Source organism: Mycolicibacter longobardus (assembly GCF_002102265.1).
Lineage (GTDB): Bacteria > Actinomycetota > Actinomycetes > Mycobacteriales > Mycobacteriaceae > Mycobacterium > Mycobacterium longobardum.
The window spans coordinates 179,840-195,241 of the sequence record NZ_LQPG01000022.1 but is presented as its reverse complement, the minus strand read 5'-3'; the positions used below and the strand labels follow the sequence as shown (position 1 = coordinate 195,241).

The 15,402-nt window shown below is 65.3% G+C and carries 15 protein-coding genes; 8 read left to right on the top strand and 7 right to left on the bottom strand.

Translation table 11 applies throughout. The features are described from left to right. Positions 1–273: 273 nt before the first annotated feature. Together AWC16_RS13175 and AWC16_RS13170 are read right to left on the bottom strand one after the other, a co-directional pair. Positions 274–873, bottom strand: a complete 600-nt coding sequence (locus AWC16_RS13175; protein WP_085265190.1) for a hypothetical protein — start codon at positions 871–873, stop codon at positions 274–276. After that, positions 870–2,138, bottom strand: coding sequence for a hypothetical protein (locus AWC16_RS13170; protein WP_234812252.1), 1,269 nt, complete (start codon positions 2,136–2,138; stop codon positions 870–872). The genes AWC16_RS13175 and AWC16_RS13170 overlap by 4 nt, the downstream gene beginning before the upstream one ends. A gap of 74 nt (positions 2,139–2,212) precedes the next feature. Here AWC16_RS13170 and AWC16_RS13165 point away from each other — a divergent pair, with 74 nt between their 5' ends. Continuing rightward, positions 2,213–2,812, top strand: coding sequence for a TetR/AcrR family transcriptional regulator (locus tag AWC16_RS13165; RefSeq protein WP_234812251.1), 600 nt, complete (start codon positions 2,213–2,215; stop codon positions 2,810–2,812). Positions 2,813–2,960: 148 nt separating this feature from the next. Here AWC16_RS13165 and AWC16_RS13160 read toward each other — a convergent pair whose 3' ends face one another. Both AWC16_RS13160 and AWC16_RS13155 read right to left on the bottom strand, forming a co-directional pair. Further along, positions 2,961–3,761: a crotonase/enoyl-CoA hydratase family protein gene (locus tag AWC16_RS13160; RefSeq protein ID WP_085265188.1), complete on the bottom strand. Its 801-nt coding sequence runs from the start codon at positions 3,759–3,761 to the stop codon at positions 2,961–2,963. Between the two features lie 50 nt (positions 3,762–3,811). Further along, on the bottom strand, positions 3,812–5,320 hold the full coding sequence (locus tag AWC16_RS13155; RefSeq protein ID WP_420094300.1) for a serine hydrolase domain-containing protein: 1,509 nt from the start codon (positions 5,318–5,320) through the stop codon (positions 3,812–3,814). Between the two features lie 114 nt (positions 5,321–5,434). On the opposite strand from AWC16_RS13155, the gene AWC16_RS13150 reads away from it, so the two are divergent. The 5 genes from AWC16_RS13150 to AWC16_RS13130 all read left to right on the top strand — a co-directional run bounded on the left by AWC16_RS13150 (position 5,435) and on the right by AWC16_RS13130 (position 8,344). Further along, complete coding sequence (locus AWC16_RS13150) at positions 5,435–5,908, top strand: DUF4262 domain-containing protein (RefSeq protein ID WP_085265186.1); 474 nt, start codon at positions 5,435–5,437, stop codon at positions 5,906–5,908. Positions 5,909–6,121: 213 nt separating this feature from the next. After that, a complete protein-coding gene (locus tag AWC16_RS13145; protein ID WP_085265185.1) occupies positions 6,122–6,373 on the top strand; it encodes a hypothetical protein in 252 nt (83 codons plus the stop codon). Further along, positions 6,370–6,843, top strand: a complete 474-nt coding sequence (locus AWC16_RS13140) for a hypothetical protein (RefSeq protein WP_234812250.1) — start codon at positions 6,370–6,372, stop codon at positions 6,841–6,843. The genes AWC16_RS13145 and AWC16_RS13140 overlap by 4 nt, the downstream gene beginning before the upstream one ends. 153 nt (positions 6,844–6,996) lie before the next feature. After that, on the top strand, positions 6,997–7,254 hold the full coding sequence (locus AWC16_RS13135) for a DUF3297 family protein (RefSeq protein WP_085265184.1): 258 nt from the start codon (positions 6,997–6,999) through the stop codon (positions 7,252–7,254). A gap of 199 nt (positions 7,255–7,453) precedes the next feature. Then, positions 7,454–8,344 carry an alpha/beta fold hydrolase gene (locus AWC16_RS13130; protein WP_109561399.1) on the top strand — a complete coding sequence of 297 codons (891 nt, stop codon included), beginning with the start codon at positions 7,454–7,456 and terminating at the stop codon, positions 8,342–8,344. Between the two features lie 537 nt (positions 8,345–8,881). Here AWC16_RS13130 and AWC16_RS13125 read toward each other — a convergent pair. From AWC16_RS13125 to AWC16_RS13115, 3 genes are all read right to left on the bottom strand, one after another. Next, complete coding sequence (locus AWC16_RS13125) at positions 8,882–9,823, bottom strand: amidohydrolase family protein (protein WP_085265182.1); 942 nt, start codon at positions 9,821–9,823, stop codon at positions 8,882–8,884. A 55-nt stretch (positions 9,824–9,878) separates the two neighbouring features. Beyond that, positions 9,879–11,741, bottom strand: coding sequence for an acetoacetate--CoA ligase (locus tag AWC16_RS13120; protein ID WP_085265181.1), 1,863 nt, complete (start codon positions 11,739–11,741; stop codon positions 9,879–9,881). Between the two features lie 115 nt (positions 11,742–11,856). After that, entirely contained in the window at positions 11,857–12,555 is a 699-nt protein-coding gene (locus tag AWC16_RS13115; protein ID WP_085265180.1) for a GntR family transcriptional regulator, read from the bottom strand. A 162-nt stretch (positions 12,556–12,717) separates the two neighbouring features. Between AWC16_RS13115 and AWC16_RS13110 the strand changes: the two genes are divergently transcribed. Next, a complete protein-coding gene (locus AWC16_RS13110) occupies positions 12,718–14,499 on the top strand; it encodes an FAD-dependent monooxygenase (RefSeq protein ID WP_085265179.1) in 1,782 nt (593 codons plus the stop codon). A gap of 31 nt (positions 14,500–14,530) precedes the next feature. Continuing rightward, on the top strand, positions 14,531–15,397 hold the full coding sequence (locus AWC16_RS13105; protein WP_085265178.1) for a fumarylacetoacetate hydrolase family protein: 867 nt from the start codon (positions 14,531–14,533) through the stop codon (positions 15,395–15,397). Positions 15,398–15,402 lie beyond the last annotated feature (5 nt).

Below are 15,402 nucleotides of genomic sequence, written 5' to 3'. Positions count from 1 at the left end.
TCAGCGACACACCCGATATCAGGTCCGGCACCATCGGCCCAGCACCCCGAAACCCCACCACGCCAGGGGACTTACCCGCTCGAGTCCCTCAAGTCGGCCGGCCTGACTCTGATCTTCCTTCACCGCTTACCTCGCTATCGTTCTTTATCGCGATCCCTGCTCAACTGAAATGTGGCCGTATGTCATCGATGTCGACAGTGCTGCCGGGCTCCACGACCACCGCAGCCGCGACGACCCGACCCCGGTGGTCTCACAGTGGGGCCGCTACCCCTATCACCGATCGTCGAGCCGGTATCGGGGTGTCGGGTCGTCTGCGAGGATGCCTGGATCTGCTTGTCCGACAGCGGGTATGGCATCTGAGATGAGCTGTGTGGCGTCGATTGTGCCGTCGATCTCCCACTGTGCGTTGAGTTCGGTGGGCTCGCCGCTCACCCGCAGTGCGTAACCGCGCGATGTGTTGAACGGTCCGAACGGTCCTTCGCTGCGGTCGTGCGTGATGGTGAGGAAGTGCCGCTCGCCGCGATAGGCCGTGTGGATACCTGGTTCGCGCTCGATACGCACGTCGCGGTCGCCAAAGAGGGTGTCGGCAACATTGAAAATGGTGGCGGTGTAACAGGGATCGCCAGGTTCGGTGACGGCAATGTCGATGTGACGCACGAGGTCCATCCCCTGGATCATGGTCATGACGATGCGTTCGATCATGAACGCACCCGTGACGGTCGCGGAGTAGACGGCGGCCCCGCCGCGGCGGCAGGCATCAGCGACTACTGTTGCGGATGAGGGCAATTCGCCGGTCAGGATGACGCTATGTCCGGCTTCAAGTAGCGCAATGATGTCCTCGCCCGGCCCGGCGATGATCGGTTCGGTGTTCACCGTGCTCCTGCCGTTCGGTAGTACGGGGCGGCGTCGTCGATGACGATGCCGGGGTCGGCTGCGCAGACGGGCCCGACTGCATCGAGCAGGGCGTGGACCGATCCTGCGGTGATCGGGTTGGCAGTAGTCGCCGGATCGCCGGCATAGGCGATCTGCCCACGAATCGTTGCCGGCTTGCCAGTGATCTCGAAGGTGTACCCGCCGAGATCGGGCAGGTTGCCGAACGGGAGGTTGTCGCCGTGGAACTTGTGCTCGGTACCGAGGAACCATGATTCCTCATTGGTGAAGAACTGCCTGCCGTCGTGCAGATATCCGCGATGGGTCATGTGCAGTACCGCGGCGCTGCCCTTTTCGATCGTCGTCGAACCGACCTGGAAGGCGTGCTTCGCCGGAATCGCGCGCAGTGAGCGCTGGATCCGGATCTCATGCGGGTGCGCGCCGAACAGAGCATGGCCGACATTGCTGGCCAGGTCTCCGTAGTAGAAATCTCCAGCTTTGGCCAGGAAGAAGTCGTCGTTGATCTCATCGATGTCGTGGCCGAAGCCCAGTCCACGTAAGCCGCCCCACATTCCGTCCGGGGCATAGCTGAAGTCGAGCGCTTCGATGAAGCGGATGTGGTGGACCTCGTTCAGCACCCCGGCCAGCCGGATCATCTGCCGCTCGACCATGAACGTGGGGTGCATGCCCGTTCCGTGCAAGGAACTCTTGCCGGCGCGGCACGCCTGCCTCAATCGCTCAGGAGTCGCTCGTACGGGGATCGCTCGATCGGCGACGCGCGCAAGAAGCGGGTCGGTCACGCGGTCCAGCGAGGGGATCGAAGTCAGAGCTTTGACGCCGGCCAGCATTCTGCGTTCACGGGGATTGCGCGCGACGCCCAGGCCCGCGATCGCCCGGAGCCGAGCGCTCGGAGTGCGTGCGGTGTTCAACCAGTTCGGCTGGGCGACATTGTGATACGCGGCGGTAGTCACGACGTTCTTGCCGGACTCCAGGATCTCGATCACATCATCGTCGAGACCTTCCATGATCGCCGTCGGCAGCGGGGCGAGGATCACGCAGTCTGCGTCGAGCGCGAGGATCTCCTGCTTGGACCGGGTGGCGGTGACGCCGATCGGTCCGATGCCGACCAGTTCACCGGCGTCGCGGCCGTGCTTGTGCTGGCTGAAGACCTTGACGCCAACGATGTCGAAGTCGGGACTGGCGTGTGCGGCGCGCAGCACCGCCCCGCCCACCTCGCCGGGCCCCCAGATAACTAGGCGATACACCACGTCGTGGCTCCTATCTTACAGTATGTAAGATAGGCTACAATGTGTAAGTTCGGGTTGGCAAGGAGGTGATTTGCGTGACCCAGGTCCGAATGCCGGGTCCGCAGCGCCGCGACCAGATCCTCGATGCATGCCGGGCCGTCGTGGACAACGAGGGCTTCCATGCGGTCAATGTCGATCGCATCGCGAAACTGTGCGGTATAACACGACCGGTCATCTACCAGCAGTTCGGCGGGCTCACGGGCATGTTGGTCGCCCTGGTGGATCGCGAAACCTTCCGCGCCGGAAGGGGTTTCTTCGAAGGGACCGGTGGTTTGCGGGTCGACCCGACCATACGTGCCCGCGACGTGGTCGCCGGCGTGCTCGCGGCCGTCGACGCCGACCCGGCGACCTGGCGCATGTTCCTGATGCCGTCCGAAGGCGGCCCGCCCGAACTCTACGAGCGGCTCGCCCAATCACGATCGAATGTCCGTACGTACCTCGCCGAAGCGTTGATGGCACGGGCGCATGCAGTGCCTGATACGGATCTGACCGTGCGGATGATCCACGCCGCATGCGACGAGATTGTCCGCCTACGTCTCACCGCACCGGACATCTACACCATCGATCGACTGCTCGCGCAGGTCGATTGGCTCGTATCGCGGCTGGCCGGCGAGATGCCGGCCCCCCAGCCATAATCGACCCGAGACGACCCACATCACCGCAGGTCAACGTTCACACCGGTCAAGGCGAACACCATCGTTCCGAAGTCGACTGCCGTAGCAGCCGCCGCTGGACCGCTTCACACATCCAAGGCCTGGTGGCGCTGGTGAAACACGTTGGTGCTCAGCCCAACGACCGCGGCGCCCAGACGGGCCTGCCGTCGCGACCCGCCCCTCGTGCCAAGCGGTGATTGCGACCCCGAAGTAGCCGAAGTTGCAACACCGATTCAGTCCAGAACGTCCGGCGAACCGATGACGTCCACGTCGAGTGGAACAGCTTCTTAGTCGCCGCCAACGCATCGGGCGACCGCTCGGACAGTTGTGCCGCCAGATCCTGGGCGGCGGCAACGGGATCGTCGGCAACCGCGGTGACCAGTCCGTACCCGAGGGCGTCGGTACCCGAGAACACTTCTGCCGTCATGGTCAGGCGTTTGGCCACATCCAGGGGAAGCAGCTCGCGCAACGTGACGGCCCCGGTCATGTCGGGGATCAAGCCCCACTTGGCCTCCATGATCGAAAGCTTGCAGTCCGGCGTCGTGATCCGGAAGTCGGCAGCCAACGCCAACTGCAGGCCGCCGCCATAGCAATGGCCGTGCAGCGCTGCGATCACCGGAACCGGCAGCTCGCGCCAGGCCCAGCAGGCCTGCTGAAACAGGTTGGTCTTCTGCCAGGGCAACTTGCCGAAGTTGCGCACGCCGGCCAACCCGGAGAGCTTCGCTCCGGCGAAGTCAAGCCCGGTGCAGAACGCCCGGCCGTCGCCGCGCAGGATCACCACGCGGATCGACCGGTCACGGGTCAGCTGATCGGGGACCGATGCCAGTGCTTGCAGCATCGGCAGGTCAAGGCTGTTCATCTTGTCCGCTCGGTCCAGCGTCACGTAGGCGATGCCATCGATGACCTCAACTCTGATGCGTTCCTGTTTCATCGCAACAGGATAGAGTTAGCATCAAAGGCGCCGTGGTCCCCGCACTGCGTCTACGCGTCGTAAAGATGCAGGGCCCGGGCTGCCACCGTGGCGACATCGCCACTCAGGTCCGCGATAGGGGGACCGCCGCGCTGGTGGATCACGTTCGCGAGGACGACCACGTAGGTGTCCGACCCTGGGTCCATCCACAATGTCACGCCGGTGAAGCCGGTGTGACCGAAGCTGCCGACGGGAAAGATCATGCCGCGCGGGCTGGAGTGGGCCGTATCGATATCCCAGCCGAGGCCGCGCAGGTCCTGGCCCGCTATTGCCGGGTAACTTGGTGCGAGCAAGGGATCTCTTGTGTTGGGCGACTTTTCGATGGCTTGTCGGGTGGCGTTGTTGGCTGCGTCGAGTTGCGCGGTGCTGTGCCCGGGCTGTTGCGGAGTTGTCATCAGTTCCAGGGTCGATTGTTTCAGCGGGAACGGGCTCGGACGCCCGGCGAGACGGTCGAGTAGGGCTTGGGCAAACCGGCCGACGTCTTGAACCGTCGAGAACACCCCGGCACTGCCTGCCGTCCCGCCCATGCGGCGTGCTGTCGGGTCGTGCACCGTACCGCGGAGTAACTGGCTGAAGTCGGGGTTGAGGCCCGCAGTGTCTTCGTCATGGGCAGTCGGCGCGACGCGGGCCAGCAGATCGATCTTCCAGCTACCCGGCGGACACGGACCAGCCGCAGGAGCGGCTGCATCGAAAGCGACTGCGGTACCGCGGATCTGGTGCGGACCACACGCCTTGGCTGCGGGAAGATAGCGGGTGTCGGCCATGTCCAGCGGAGCAAAGACGTTGTGCTGCACGTAAACATCGAGCGGCTCGCCGGTGATCTTCTCGATCAGCGCGCCAAGGAGAACGAAGTTGATGTCGCAGTAGTGGAAGAGTTCTCCGGGCTCGAACACCACCCACGCGGCCAGCGCGCGGCGAATACCTTCGGCTTTGTCGGCCCTGTCGAGGCCCCACGGACCGTCCAGGCTCAGATCTCCCGCGATGCCCGATGTGTGGGTGAGCATCATGCGCAGCGTGACCTGCGCACGGCGTGGGTCGTTGGTCGGGTTGAACTCGGGCAGGTACGTCTGCAGGGGTTCGTCGATGTGAATCAGGCCCTTTTCGTACAGCTGCAGGATGGCCACGGTGGTGGCGAGGCTCTTCGTCAACGACGCCAGGTCGAAGATGGTGTCTTCGGTCATCGGCTCAGCGGGGGCGGGTGTCCCATCCAGTCCCGGTTCGTCGGGGAGCTTGCGCGAGCCGAAGGCCTGGCGGAAGACGACTTTCCCGGCGTGCCCGATCTGGACTACCGCTCCGGGGAGCCGCTGTGCCGCAACGGCCTCGTTGATGAGCGGGGCCACGGGCGCGAATTCAGCTGCCGGAGCCATACGTGGCGCGATGGTTGCCGGCGCCGCGGTGGCGGGGGCGGAGATGGCTGGCGGTGGGGCCGCTGGTCCGCATGAGGGGGCTGCGGCCAGGGTGAACAAGACGGATCCAGCGGCGTAGAGCCGGGTAAGACACGATCGTGACAACGTCACCAGATCCACGGTAGCCGGGCGGAGTGTTGATGCCACGGGATCAGTCGCGACTGGCGCGCAAGAGTTGTCGGTGGGTCAGTGCAGTGTGGCTCGTATCCACTACAGAAGGGTGCGGCCATGTGCTGGAAGTGCGACAACCCCGACGGCACCATCGATGAGTACCTGGACACTCTGCGGGACACGGTCAGGGACCACGGGTGGGCAGTTCAATTTGTCGAGAGCGATCGACGACCATTCGCTTACACGATCGGCCTGCATAAGATCGGCCTGCCTGAGCTGTTGGTGACCGGGCTGCAGCCGCAGACATCGGCCCGCCTGCTGAACTCGATCGCACATCAGGTTGTCGACGACGGCACGTTTCTGCAGCCGGCTATGCACATCGACTACCAGAGCGAATTCCTTCTTGAGGTGGTCGAAGTCGAACACCCGGACGTCCACCTGAGGTTCGCCGTCGAGCTCTGTGGCCCGCGCATTCGCGCGTTTCAACTCGTATGGACTGACGACCATCGCCGTTGGCCGTGGGACCGCGGGTGGAGCCACGGTCGACGCCGGCAACCGGTACTCGGTGTCCGCACGCCCCTGCCGGAATAGGGACGGGGGCCTGGATCACCGTTTCTTGGGAGACGTCTAACGCCGGCCGGGCCCGACCGGACCGACGCCGGCGGGGCCAACAACGCCACCAGGTCCCACGGTCCGTCAACGCCGACGCCGACAGGTCTGAGCATCGGATGCGGGTCTACGCCCCGGGCCGGTTGTATCGCATAGCAAATACTATTGACAAACCGCAATGGTATGGGGAGCATAGTGAACAGCGACATCTCAGACCTCGCTAAATGGGCGGAGTCCCAAGGTTGGACCGTCAACGACGACACCAAGGGCTACACCAGGTTCTACGACGCCCGCGGCAACTACATCGCGCGCTACCCCGCCACGCCGAGCAACCCGCGACGGCGAATGGCAGACCTACACGTCGCCCTACGCAAAGCAGGCCTGCAGGTATCGCCGCCCAGCAAGAAGGAACAACGCGCACAGCGCCGAAAGGAGAAGGGCCAGTGAACGACTGGGTTGCCACCGTCAGCTATGCGCTCGACCCCGCGGTGGACACGATGGACCACTGGTCCGAGCAGTTCGACGCCACGGTGTCCCGTGTCCCCGATCGTGGTGGCGTCGACGTGACGGTCTACGCGCCTGCCGAGCTGCATCTGATCGACGTGATCGCCAAGTACGTGGACAGCATCAGTGAGGTCGTCGGCGCCGAGCCCGCCGGCATCGAGATCGTCCGCGAGGACGAGTGGCAACGGCGCGCCGCGGCCCCAACCATGCCTGAACTCATGTCAGCCGCTGAGATTGCCGGCGAGCTGGGTGTGGCGCGTCAACGAGTGCATCAACTGCGCTCCACTGCCGCGTTTCCGGCTCCCTTGGCCGAGCTGCGCGGCGGCGCAGTATGGGATGCCGCAGCAGTACGCAAGTTCGCTCGAGAATGGGAGCGGAAGCCAGGGCGGCCGGCCGGGCGAACGGGGGCATAGGAAGTGACAGCTGACTAGCGATCGCGGTGTTACGTCACGAATGGGGCCGATGCGAGGGCCGCCACGAGCTGTGCGCACCCCCTACGGCCGAGTCGCGTAGATTCTTTGAGCAGCAAACCCAAACACCTAAACACGCATTCAACGAAAGCCATCATGCCCGAGGACCACAGCACAGACGTTCCGCCGAATCACCTCTCCATCGATCCGCGCAGCGCCTTCTATGACGAAGAGGTGCTCCGCCGTGACGTGGGCATTCGCTTCAAAGGCGTCGAGACAACCAATGTTCACGAATACAACGTGGCCGAGGGTTGGGTGCGTGTCGAAGTCCCTACCGCGAAGGATCGCCGCGGAAATCCGATGATCCTCAAGCTCAGCGGCACAGTTGAACCTTATTTCCGCCTAGCGGAATAGCGGACTTCCCTGGGTTACTGGCGCGGCCGCCACCGGCATCAGGTCGGGCGCGGTGAGAACGCGCGGATCAGCGCGATGATGGCTGCAGACCACACTCTCTCGCTAACCTCGACATGTGCCAGACCCGACGGACCTCCCGCCCGCTCAACGACGTCTTCGCCGCGACCAAGCTAATTCTGCCGGAGATGCCCCAAGCCCGATCGTTCTCGATGTGGAGGGCTCCGGTGTCCAGCCGCCGGTGACCCCGCGGGTGCGTCGGCTGTTCTGGCTACTGGAGCGAATCGCGCCCGCAATAGGGTCGCGGTGGGCGCTTGAGCTGTGGTGCACCCCGCCGGTCCTCGAGTCCAGCCTGCGCATGCCGCCCGGCGTCCCGCCCGGTCAGCCGCTGGAAGCGCACTGGGACGGGCACCGGATCGTGGGCGAATCGTGGGGCGAGGGGCCGCCGGTCTATCTCGTGCACGGCTGGGGCGGGCGCCGCCCACACCTCGGCATGTTCATCAAACCGCTCGTCGAATCCGGGCACCGCGTTATCGCATTCGACCTGCCCAGCCACAACGAGTCCGAGCCGGGCGTCCTCGCACCCGGTCGCACCACCGCCATCGAGTGCGCCGAAGCGGTTGCAGCCATGATCCGGACACACGGGCCGGCCCGCGCGGTTGTCGCCCACTCCCTCGGGGCCAACGCGACCGCGTTCGCGGCGTCGTGGGGCGCGACGGTTGGGCGGTTGGTGTTCCTCGCGCCGATGGGTGAGTTCCCGATCTACCTGGACCTCTTCGCGGCGCGCCACAACTTCGGCCGACGGATACGCTCCGGCCTGCACCGACGCCTTGAACGCCGTATCGGTATGCCGCTCGAAGACACCAACATGGTTCGGATCGCCGAGCGCACCGACCACCCACCGCTGCTGCTCATCCACGACCCCGATGACCCCGATACTCCCTATGCGACGAGCGAGAAGGTCGTCGCGTCATGGCCGGGCGCACGCTTGATGACGACGTCGGGACTCGGCCGGCTGGCACATTTCCGGATCTTGAGACATCGCCCCGCGATTCGCGCAGGGGTCGAATTCATCGGGCCCGCATCGGTGTGAAAAGCCCTTGGTCGTAAGGCCGCTGACGGCCGGTAGTGTGCAGCCGCGTGGACGAAGCGGCGGCGCGGCCAACGTAGGTAGGAACAGGCATCCAACTTGTGGTTAGTGGTTGCCATGGCGTGTCTGCAGGTCAAGTGTCATTACGTGACGAAATGGGTCCGACCCCGCGTGGCTTGGCGGCAATGCCGCTGATTGCGCGGCCACCGGAAGGGGTAGTCGCTACGGACCGACGTCCGGATTGAGCCCGGACACTATCGACGGGAGAAACTCGATGAAGACCTTCGTTCTTCGCGCAACGTTCGCTGTAGCAGTGGTGTTGGCGCCCACGGGCTACGTGACCGCGGTGTCACCTGGCGTGAGTTCGGCTCAACCACCTGATTGTGGTCCGGGGCATTGGTGGAATCCGGGAGCCAACGCCTGCCAGCCCTCAGCGCCACCGGATTGTGGTCCGGGCAACTGGTGGAATCCAGCGGTCAACGGCTGCCAGCCGGTCGCACCGCCGCCGCAAAGGTAGGCGCCGCCGGCGAGGGACTTCGACTAGCTCGTTCGACCGAGCAGTCGTTTCGCGTTGGCGTTGTTGATCGCCGCCCGCTGCGCGTCGTTCAGCCCCGATTCGGTGTCAAGAATCTCGGTGAACATCGTCGCGAGGTTCTTTGGTGCATAAGGGAAATCACTGCCGAACAGAATCCGTTCGTGATCGACGAACGCCAGCAGGCTCGGAAACGCGCTGGGCCCCGAGGACAGTGCGGTGTCGTAGTAGAAGAGCTTGAACTTCGCCTGCAACTGTTCGGCGGAGGGGCCGGTCGGGTCGAGCAGGGTCCGCGCCTCGCAGAAGCGCAGAACCGAATACGGGACGAATCCGCCGGCGTGCGACAAGATGAACTTGGTATCGGGGTAGTTGTCCAGCACACCGTTGAAGACCATGTGCACCGCGTTGCGGGTGGTGTCGAACGGGTAGTCGACGAGTGGTCCGGGGACGCCTGCCAAGTTCGGGATCTGCGGGTGCCCGGGGTGGATGAAGACCACGGCGGACCGGCGGTTCAACACATCCCACAGGGGCGCGTATTGCGGGTCGCCGAGATAGACGCCTTCGTAGTTGGTCAACACCACCACACCGTCGGCGTTCAGATGGTCCAGCGCGTATTCGGCTTCGGCGATGGCACCGTCGACGTCCGGCAGGGGAACGGTGGCGAAGTTGCCGAACCGGCCGGGATGCTTACCGCCCAGATCTGCGACGTACTCGTTGACGCGGCGGGCCAGATCCCGGCGCTCTTGACCCTGCCAGCCCACCACGCTGGGCGCGGTCAACGACAGGATGCTGGTGGCGATCTGGTTGTCGTCCATCAACTGCAGATGGGCCTCCGGGCTCCACTCGGGGAGCGTCCAGCCCGAGGGATCACCGCCGTGGTCGGGCAGTGCTTCACCCCAGAATGGGGGTATCACGTGGGTGTGGACGTCGATCCGGTCTGCAGTAGTCACGAGGGTTCCTTTCCGTATGGATCACTGATTCAATTGGCCTGCTTCAGGTCCGCCGCTACCACTTGTGCTTTTCCCCGACTGCCAGGTACCACGACAACAGGTCGGGGTCGTCCACGGACTTGGGGTCGACGTTGACGTCGCGACCGGCCAGCATCGCGGTCACCGGGATCTCCAACTTCTTGCCGGTGCGGGTGTGGGGGATGCCCGGGGCCAGGATCACCTCGTCGGGCACGTGCCGCGGCGAAAGGCGCCCACGTACCTCGGCGCTGATCCGTCCGACCAGTTCGTCGGTCAACTCGGCTCCGGGCACCAGGGTCAGGAACATCGGCATCCAGTACGTCGCATCGGGGCCGTCGACACCGACGACCATCGCCTCGGCGACCTGCGGGATCGCTTCGACCACCTCGTAGATGTCGGCGGAACCCATTCGAATCCCATTGCGGTTCAAGGTGGCATCGCTGCGTCCGTGGATCGTGACCGACCCACGGCGGGAGAGTTTCACCCAGTCGCCGTGCCGCCAGACGTTCGGCGCGACGCCGTCGGTCCACTCGTGCTCGAAGTACGCGGCGCGGTACTTGGCATCGCCCGAATCGTTCCAGAAGTGCGTGGGCATCGACGGCATCGGCTGGGTGATCACCATCTCGCCCACCTCGTCGATGAGCGGCGTGCGGTCGGGCGCCCACGCCTCCAACGCACAGCCGAGGTAGCGCACCGTCAGCTCGCCGGGCACGTAGGGAACCGAGGCGGTACCGCCGCAGAACCCGCTACACACATCGGTGCCACCGGAACTCGAGTTGACCGAGATTCCCTGTCCGACATGGTCATCGATCCAGCTGAACAGATCCGGTGCCAACGGCGAACCGGTACTGCCCACCGTGCGAAGCACCAGCTTGTGCTGCGTACCCGGATCCAGGTCGGCCTTGCGGGAAGCCTGCAGTTGTCCGGGACTGGTGCCGAAGAAGGTGACCTTCTCCTCCTCGCAGATCTGCCACAACCGGTCGGCGGTCGGCACCACGGGATGCCCGGAGAACGTGACGATGGTCGCGCCGGCCAGCAGACCGCCCACCTGGAAGTTCCACACCATCCAGCTCAGCGTGGTGTGCCAGAAGAAGACGTCGCCGGGTCCGATCTCGCTGTGCAGTCCCAGCACTTTCAGGTGCTCGATGAGGATGCCGCCGTGCCCCTGCACGATTCCCTTGGGTTTGCCGGTGGTCCCGGAGCTGAACAGCACCCACAGTGGATGATCGAAGGGCACCTGTACGGGACTGAGCGGCGCCGTGTCAGAGGTGGGCTCCGGCAGCTCGGTGATCACGTGCGAGGCCGCGATCCCCAGTAGCCCGGCCAGCTGCGCGGTGTCGGCGCGCTTGTCGATGTCCTTGCCACCGAACCGATAGCCGTCGCGGGCGAAGAGCACCTTCGGTTCAAGCTGAGCCATTCGGCCGGCCGCGCCCTCGGGGGCGTAGTCTTGGCCGCAGCTCGACCAGATCGCCCCCAGCGAGGCGGTGGCCAGGAAGGCGATCACGGCAAACGGTTCGTCGGGCAGATAGGCCGCGACGGTGTCACCGAACCCAACGCCGAGTGACCGCAACAGTTCAGCGGCGGCCGCAACCCGTCCGGGTAACTCCGACCAGGGGATCGCCAGGCGCGCGCCGTCATCCGACAGTCCGACAAGAGCCTCGCCCGGCAGCGACGACCACTTGAGCACCTGATCGACATAGTTAAGCCGCACATCGGGAAACCATTGCGCACCGGGCATCTCGCGGGCCACCAGCACCGGGCCGGTGCGCTCGCCGAGCTCGAAGAAGTCCCACACCGCGCCCCAGAACCGTTCGGGCTCTTCGATCGAGAAGCGGTACACGGCACCGTAATCGCCGGTAGCGATACCAACCGACTCGGCGAACCGATCGATGCTGTGCATCCGGCCTTCTCCTTTCTCGCAGCGCAGCGCGACCTCCCGGTCGCAGGCGCGAGCGCCACGGGTCCGACCCGAGGAAGCGAGTATTCGAAATGGCTTGTGTAGCTGCGGACGTGAACTACGCGGGAACATCCTTCGACAGATCGTTGGCTGCGTTCGCGTAACTCACGAGTGCGTCGGTGGTGCGCTCGATATGAGCCGCCAGTGCCTCCGCCGCTTTGTCGGCGTCACGGGCAAGCGTGTACTCGGCGATCTCTGCGTGTTCGGCGGCGGCGTCGCGCTGGTCGTCGTGGGCGAGCTCTCGCGACCAGTACAGGTAGAGCTCGGAACAGTCGCGCAGGCTGTCGGCGACGGCGGTGAGGCGAGTGCTCTTTCCTCCAGCGAGCAGTGTGTGGTGGAAGTGCCGATGGGCCTCGGCCCAGTCGATGTTCACGTGGCCATCGGGGTTGACCAGCGGCGTACGCCTAAGTCGATAGTGAGCTGCGATCACGCTCGACTCCCATGCGAGATCGCCGTCGGCGATCGACTCCCGCAGTGCCACGGACTCGATGAGCGTCCGTGCGCGGGTGAGGTCGAGGAGTGCTTCAACCGAGAGTTCCGCAACGGCGAATCCCCGTTGCGGCATCGCGACGACAAGGCCCTGTTCGGCCAGGCGGGTCAGTGCTTCGCGCAGGACGCTGGGGCTGACGCCGCGCCGGGCAGCGATATCGCTGATGCGGATCTTCGCCCCCGGGGCCAGGCCGCCACGTAGCAGCTCGTCACGGAGTTCGCTGTAGACCGTCTCGGCGAGGGTGGCCTTCTCGGTGCTCAGGGTCATGCGGCGAGCCTACGCCACTTTCCCCGAGAAATCTTTTATTGAATAAAAATCTTTTTTTGCTTGAATTGTCGATGATCCGCGCGCATACTGTGATGACGGCCACGCCCGTGGCGCAGGTCACTCGCACTGGATGGCCCCGGTCCAAGGCATTAGGAGGCACCCATGTCCGACATCGAAGTTCCCGTCCTGATCGTCGGAGGTGGCGGCGCGGGTCTGACCGCCTCGATGCTGCTGTCGGACAAGGGCGTCGATTCGCTGCTGGTCAGTGCGCTGCCCACCACCTCCACGCTGCCCAAGGCGCATGTGCTCAATCAGCGCGCCATGGAGATCTTCACCGAGGTGGGCGTCGCGCCCGAGATCTACCAGCGCAGCACCCCGGCTGAGAACATGCGGGCGACCGGGTGGTACGCGGGGCTGACGGGCGACCACCCGCACTACGGCCGGCGCTTGGGCAAGATCGAGGCGTGGGGCGCCGGGTACACCGACCCCGACTACATCGCCGCGAGTGCGTGCCGCACCTGCAACCTCCCGCAGGTCCGCCTGGAGCCGCTGCTGAAGGCGCATGCCGAGCAGCTGAACCCCGGCGGGGTGCGGTTCAACCACGAATTGCTGGACCTCACCCAGGACACCGACGGGGTCACCTCGACGGTCCGCAATAAGGACGACGACACCACCTACACGGTGCGTTCGCAGTACGTGATCGCCGCGGACGGCGGCCGGACCGTCGGCAAACTCGTCGGCGTGACACAGACCGGGCCGACGAACATCATGCGGATGGTGTCGGTCCACATGACCGCGGACCTGTCCCCCTGGGCCACCGATGACGACGTGCTGATCCGCTGGCTGGTGAACCCCGACTTCGGCGGCTCCTTCTCCGGCGTGCTGGTGCCGATGGGACCGGACCACTGGGGGCCGAAGTCCGAAGAGTGGGTCTTCCACATGCAGTACGCGACCGACGACCCCGAGGCCATGCAGACGGAGAAGGTGCTCGGCCGGCTGCGCGCCACCCTCGGCCTGCCCGACGACTTCGACTTCACCGTGCACCGGATCAGCCAGTGGGCGCTGGAGGGCGTGATCGCCGACAAGTTCCGCGCGGGCCGGGTGTTCTTCGCCGGCGACGCCGCGCACCGTCACCCCCCGACCGGCGGACTGGGGCTGACCTCGGCGGTCCACGATGTGTACAACCTCACCTGGAAGCTGGCCGCGGTGCTGAACGGGCGCGCCGGCGACGGCCTGCTCGACACCTACGAGGCCGAACGTAAACCGGTGGACCAGAACAACATTGATTGCTCTATCGCCAACGCGATGAACCACTTCACCATTGACCAGGCGATCAACCTGTCGACCGACAAGACCCCGGAGGAGAACTGGGCCGAACTCGATCCGATCTGGTCGGACGGACCCGACTCGGCCGCCAAGCGCCACGCCGTCAACCAGGCCGTGGTCTCCCAGACGATGGAATTCCACCACCACAACACCGAATTCGGCTACCGGTATGACTCCGCCGCGGTGGTCCACGACGGCAGCCCCGACTACGTTCCGCTGGACCCGGTCCGGTTGTACGAGCCCGACACCAAGCCCGGCCATCCGCTGCCGCACGCGTTCGTCGAGCGCGAGGGCGAGCGGAGGCCCATCGGCGAGCTGGTCTACGGCGACAGGTTCGTGCTGCTGGCCGGCGAGAACGGCCAGGCGTGGGTCGAAGCCGCCAACAAGATCGGCGCCGAGCACGGCATCCCGATCGTCGCGGCGACGGTAGGTCTCCTCGGTGCCGACCTCATCGACGTGCGTTTCTCGTGGCTGAAGAACCGCGCGATCTCCGCCGACGGCGCGGTCCTGGTCCGCCCCGATCGCTACATCGCCTACCGATCGATCGGCGCCGTCACCGACCCCCACCGCGAGCTCACGAACGCGCTGTCGCAGATTCTCGCGACCGACCTGTGCTGACCGAGCCCTGAAACACTAAGGAGAATCAGACATGCGAATCGCCAACCTGTCAGGTCGGGTCGTGCTGCTCAGCGACAGCGGTGCCGTCGATATCGAGCGCGCCAGTGAGGGCCGGTTCGGATCCGACCCGACCGCGATCTACGGCCGTTGGGACGAGTTCAGGCAGTGGGCTGCCGAGGCCGCACTGCCGGCAGGAACGACGTACGACGAGGCCGATCTCGGTCCCGCGGTCCCCGAACCCGCCCAGGTGTTCGCGATCGGGCTCAACTACCGCGAACACGCCATCGAAAGCGGCGTCTCCTTCCCTGCGGAGCCGCCGGTGTTCACCAAGTTCCGCGGGTCGCTGGCCGGCCCGTACGGCGAACTGAAACTCCCCGGCAACACGGTGGACTGGGAGGCCGAGCTGGTGGTGGTGATCGGGCGCACCGCTCGGCATGTGTCCGCCGATGACGCCTGGGACCACGTTGCGGGCCTGACCGTCGGACAGGACTTCTCCGAGCGCACCCTTCAGCTGACTCCACCGGCGCCACAGTTCAGCCTCGGAAAGTCGTTCCCCGGGTTCTCGCCCGTCGGGCCCGCGGTGGTCACCGTCGATGAGCTGGACGATCCCGCCGATCTCGACATCAGTTGCAGCATCGATGGTGAGCAGGTCCAAAAGGGCCGCACCAGCGACCTGATCTTCTCGATACCGGTCCTCATCGAGCGGCTGTCCGCGGTGCTTCCGTTGCTGCCGGGCGACCTGATCTTCACCGGCACACCGAGCGGCGTCGGCGGCGGCCGTAAGCCTCCGCGGTTCTTGCGCCCCGGCGAGGAAGTCGTCACGCGGATCGAAGGACTCGGCGAACTGCGTCAGCGGTGCGTGCCGGGTACCCCGCACACCACCGTCTCGGCCTCCTGACCCCT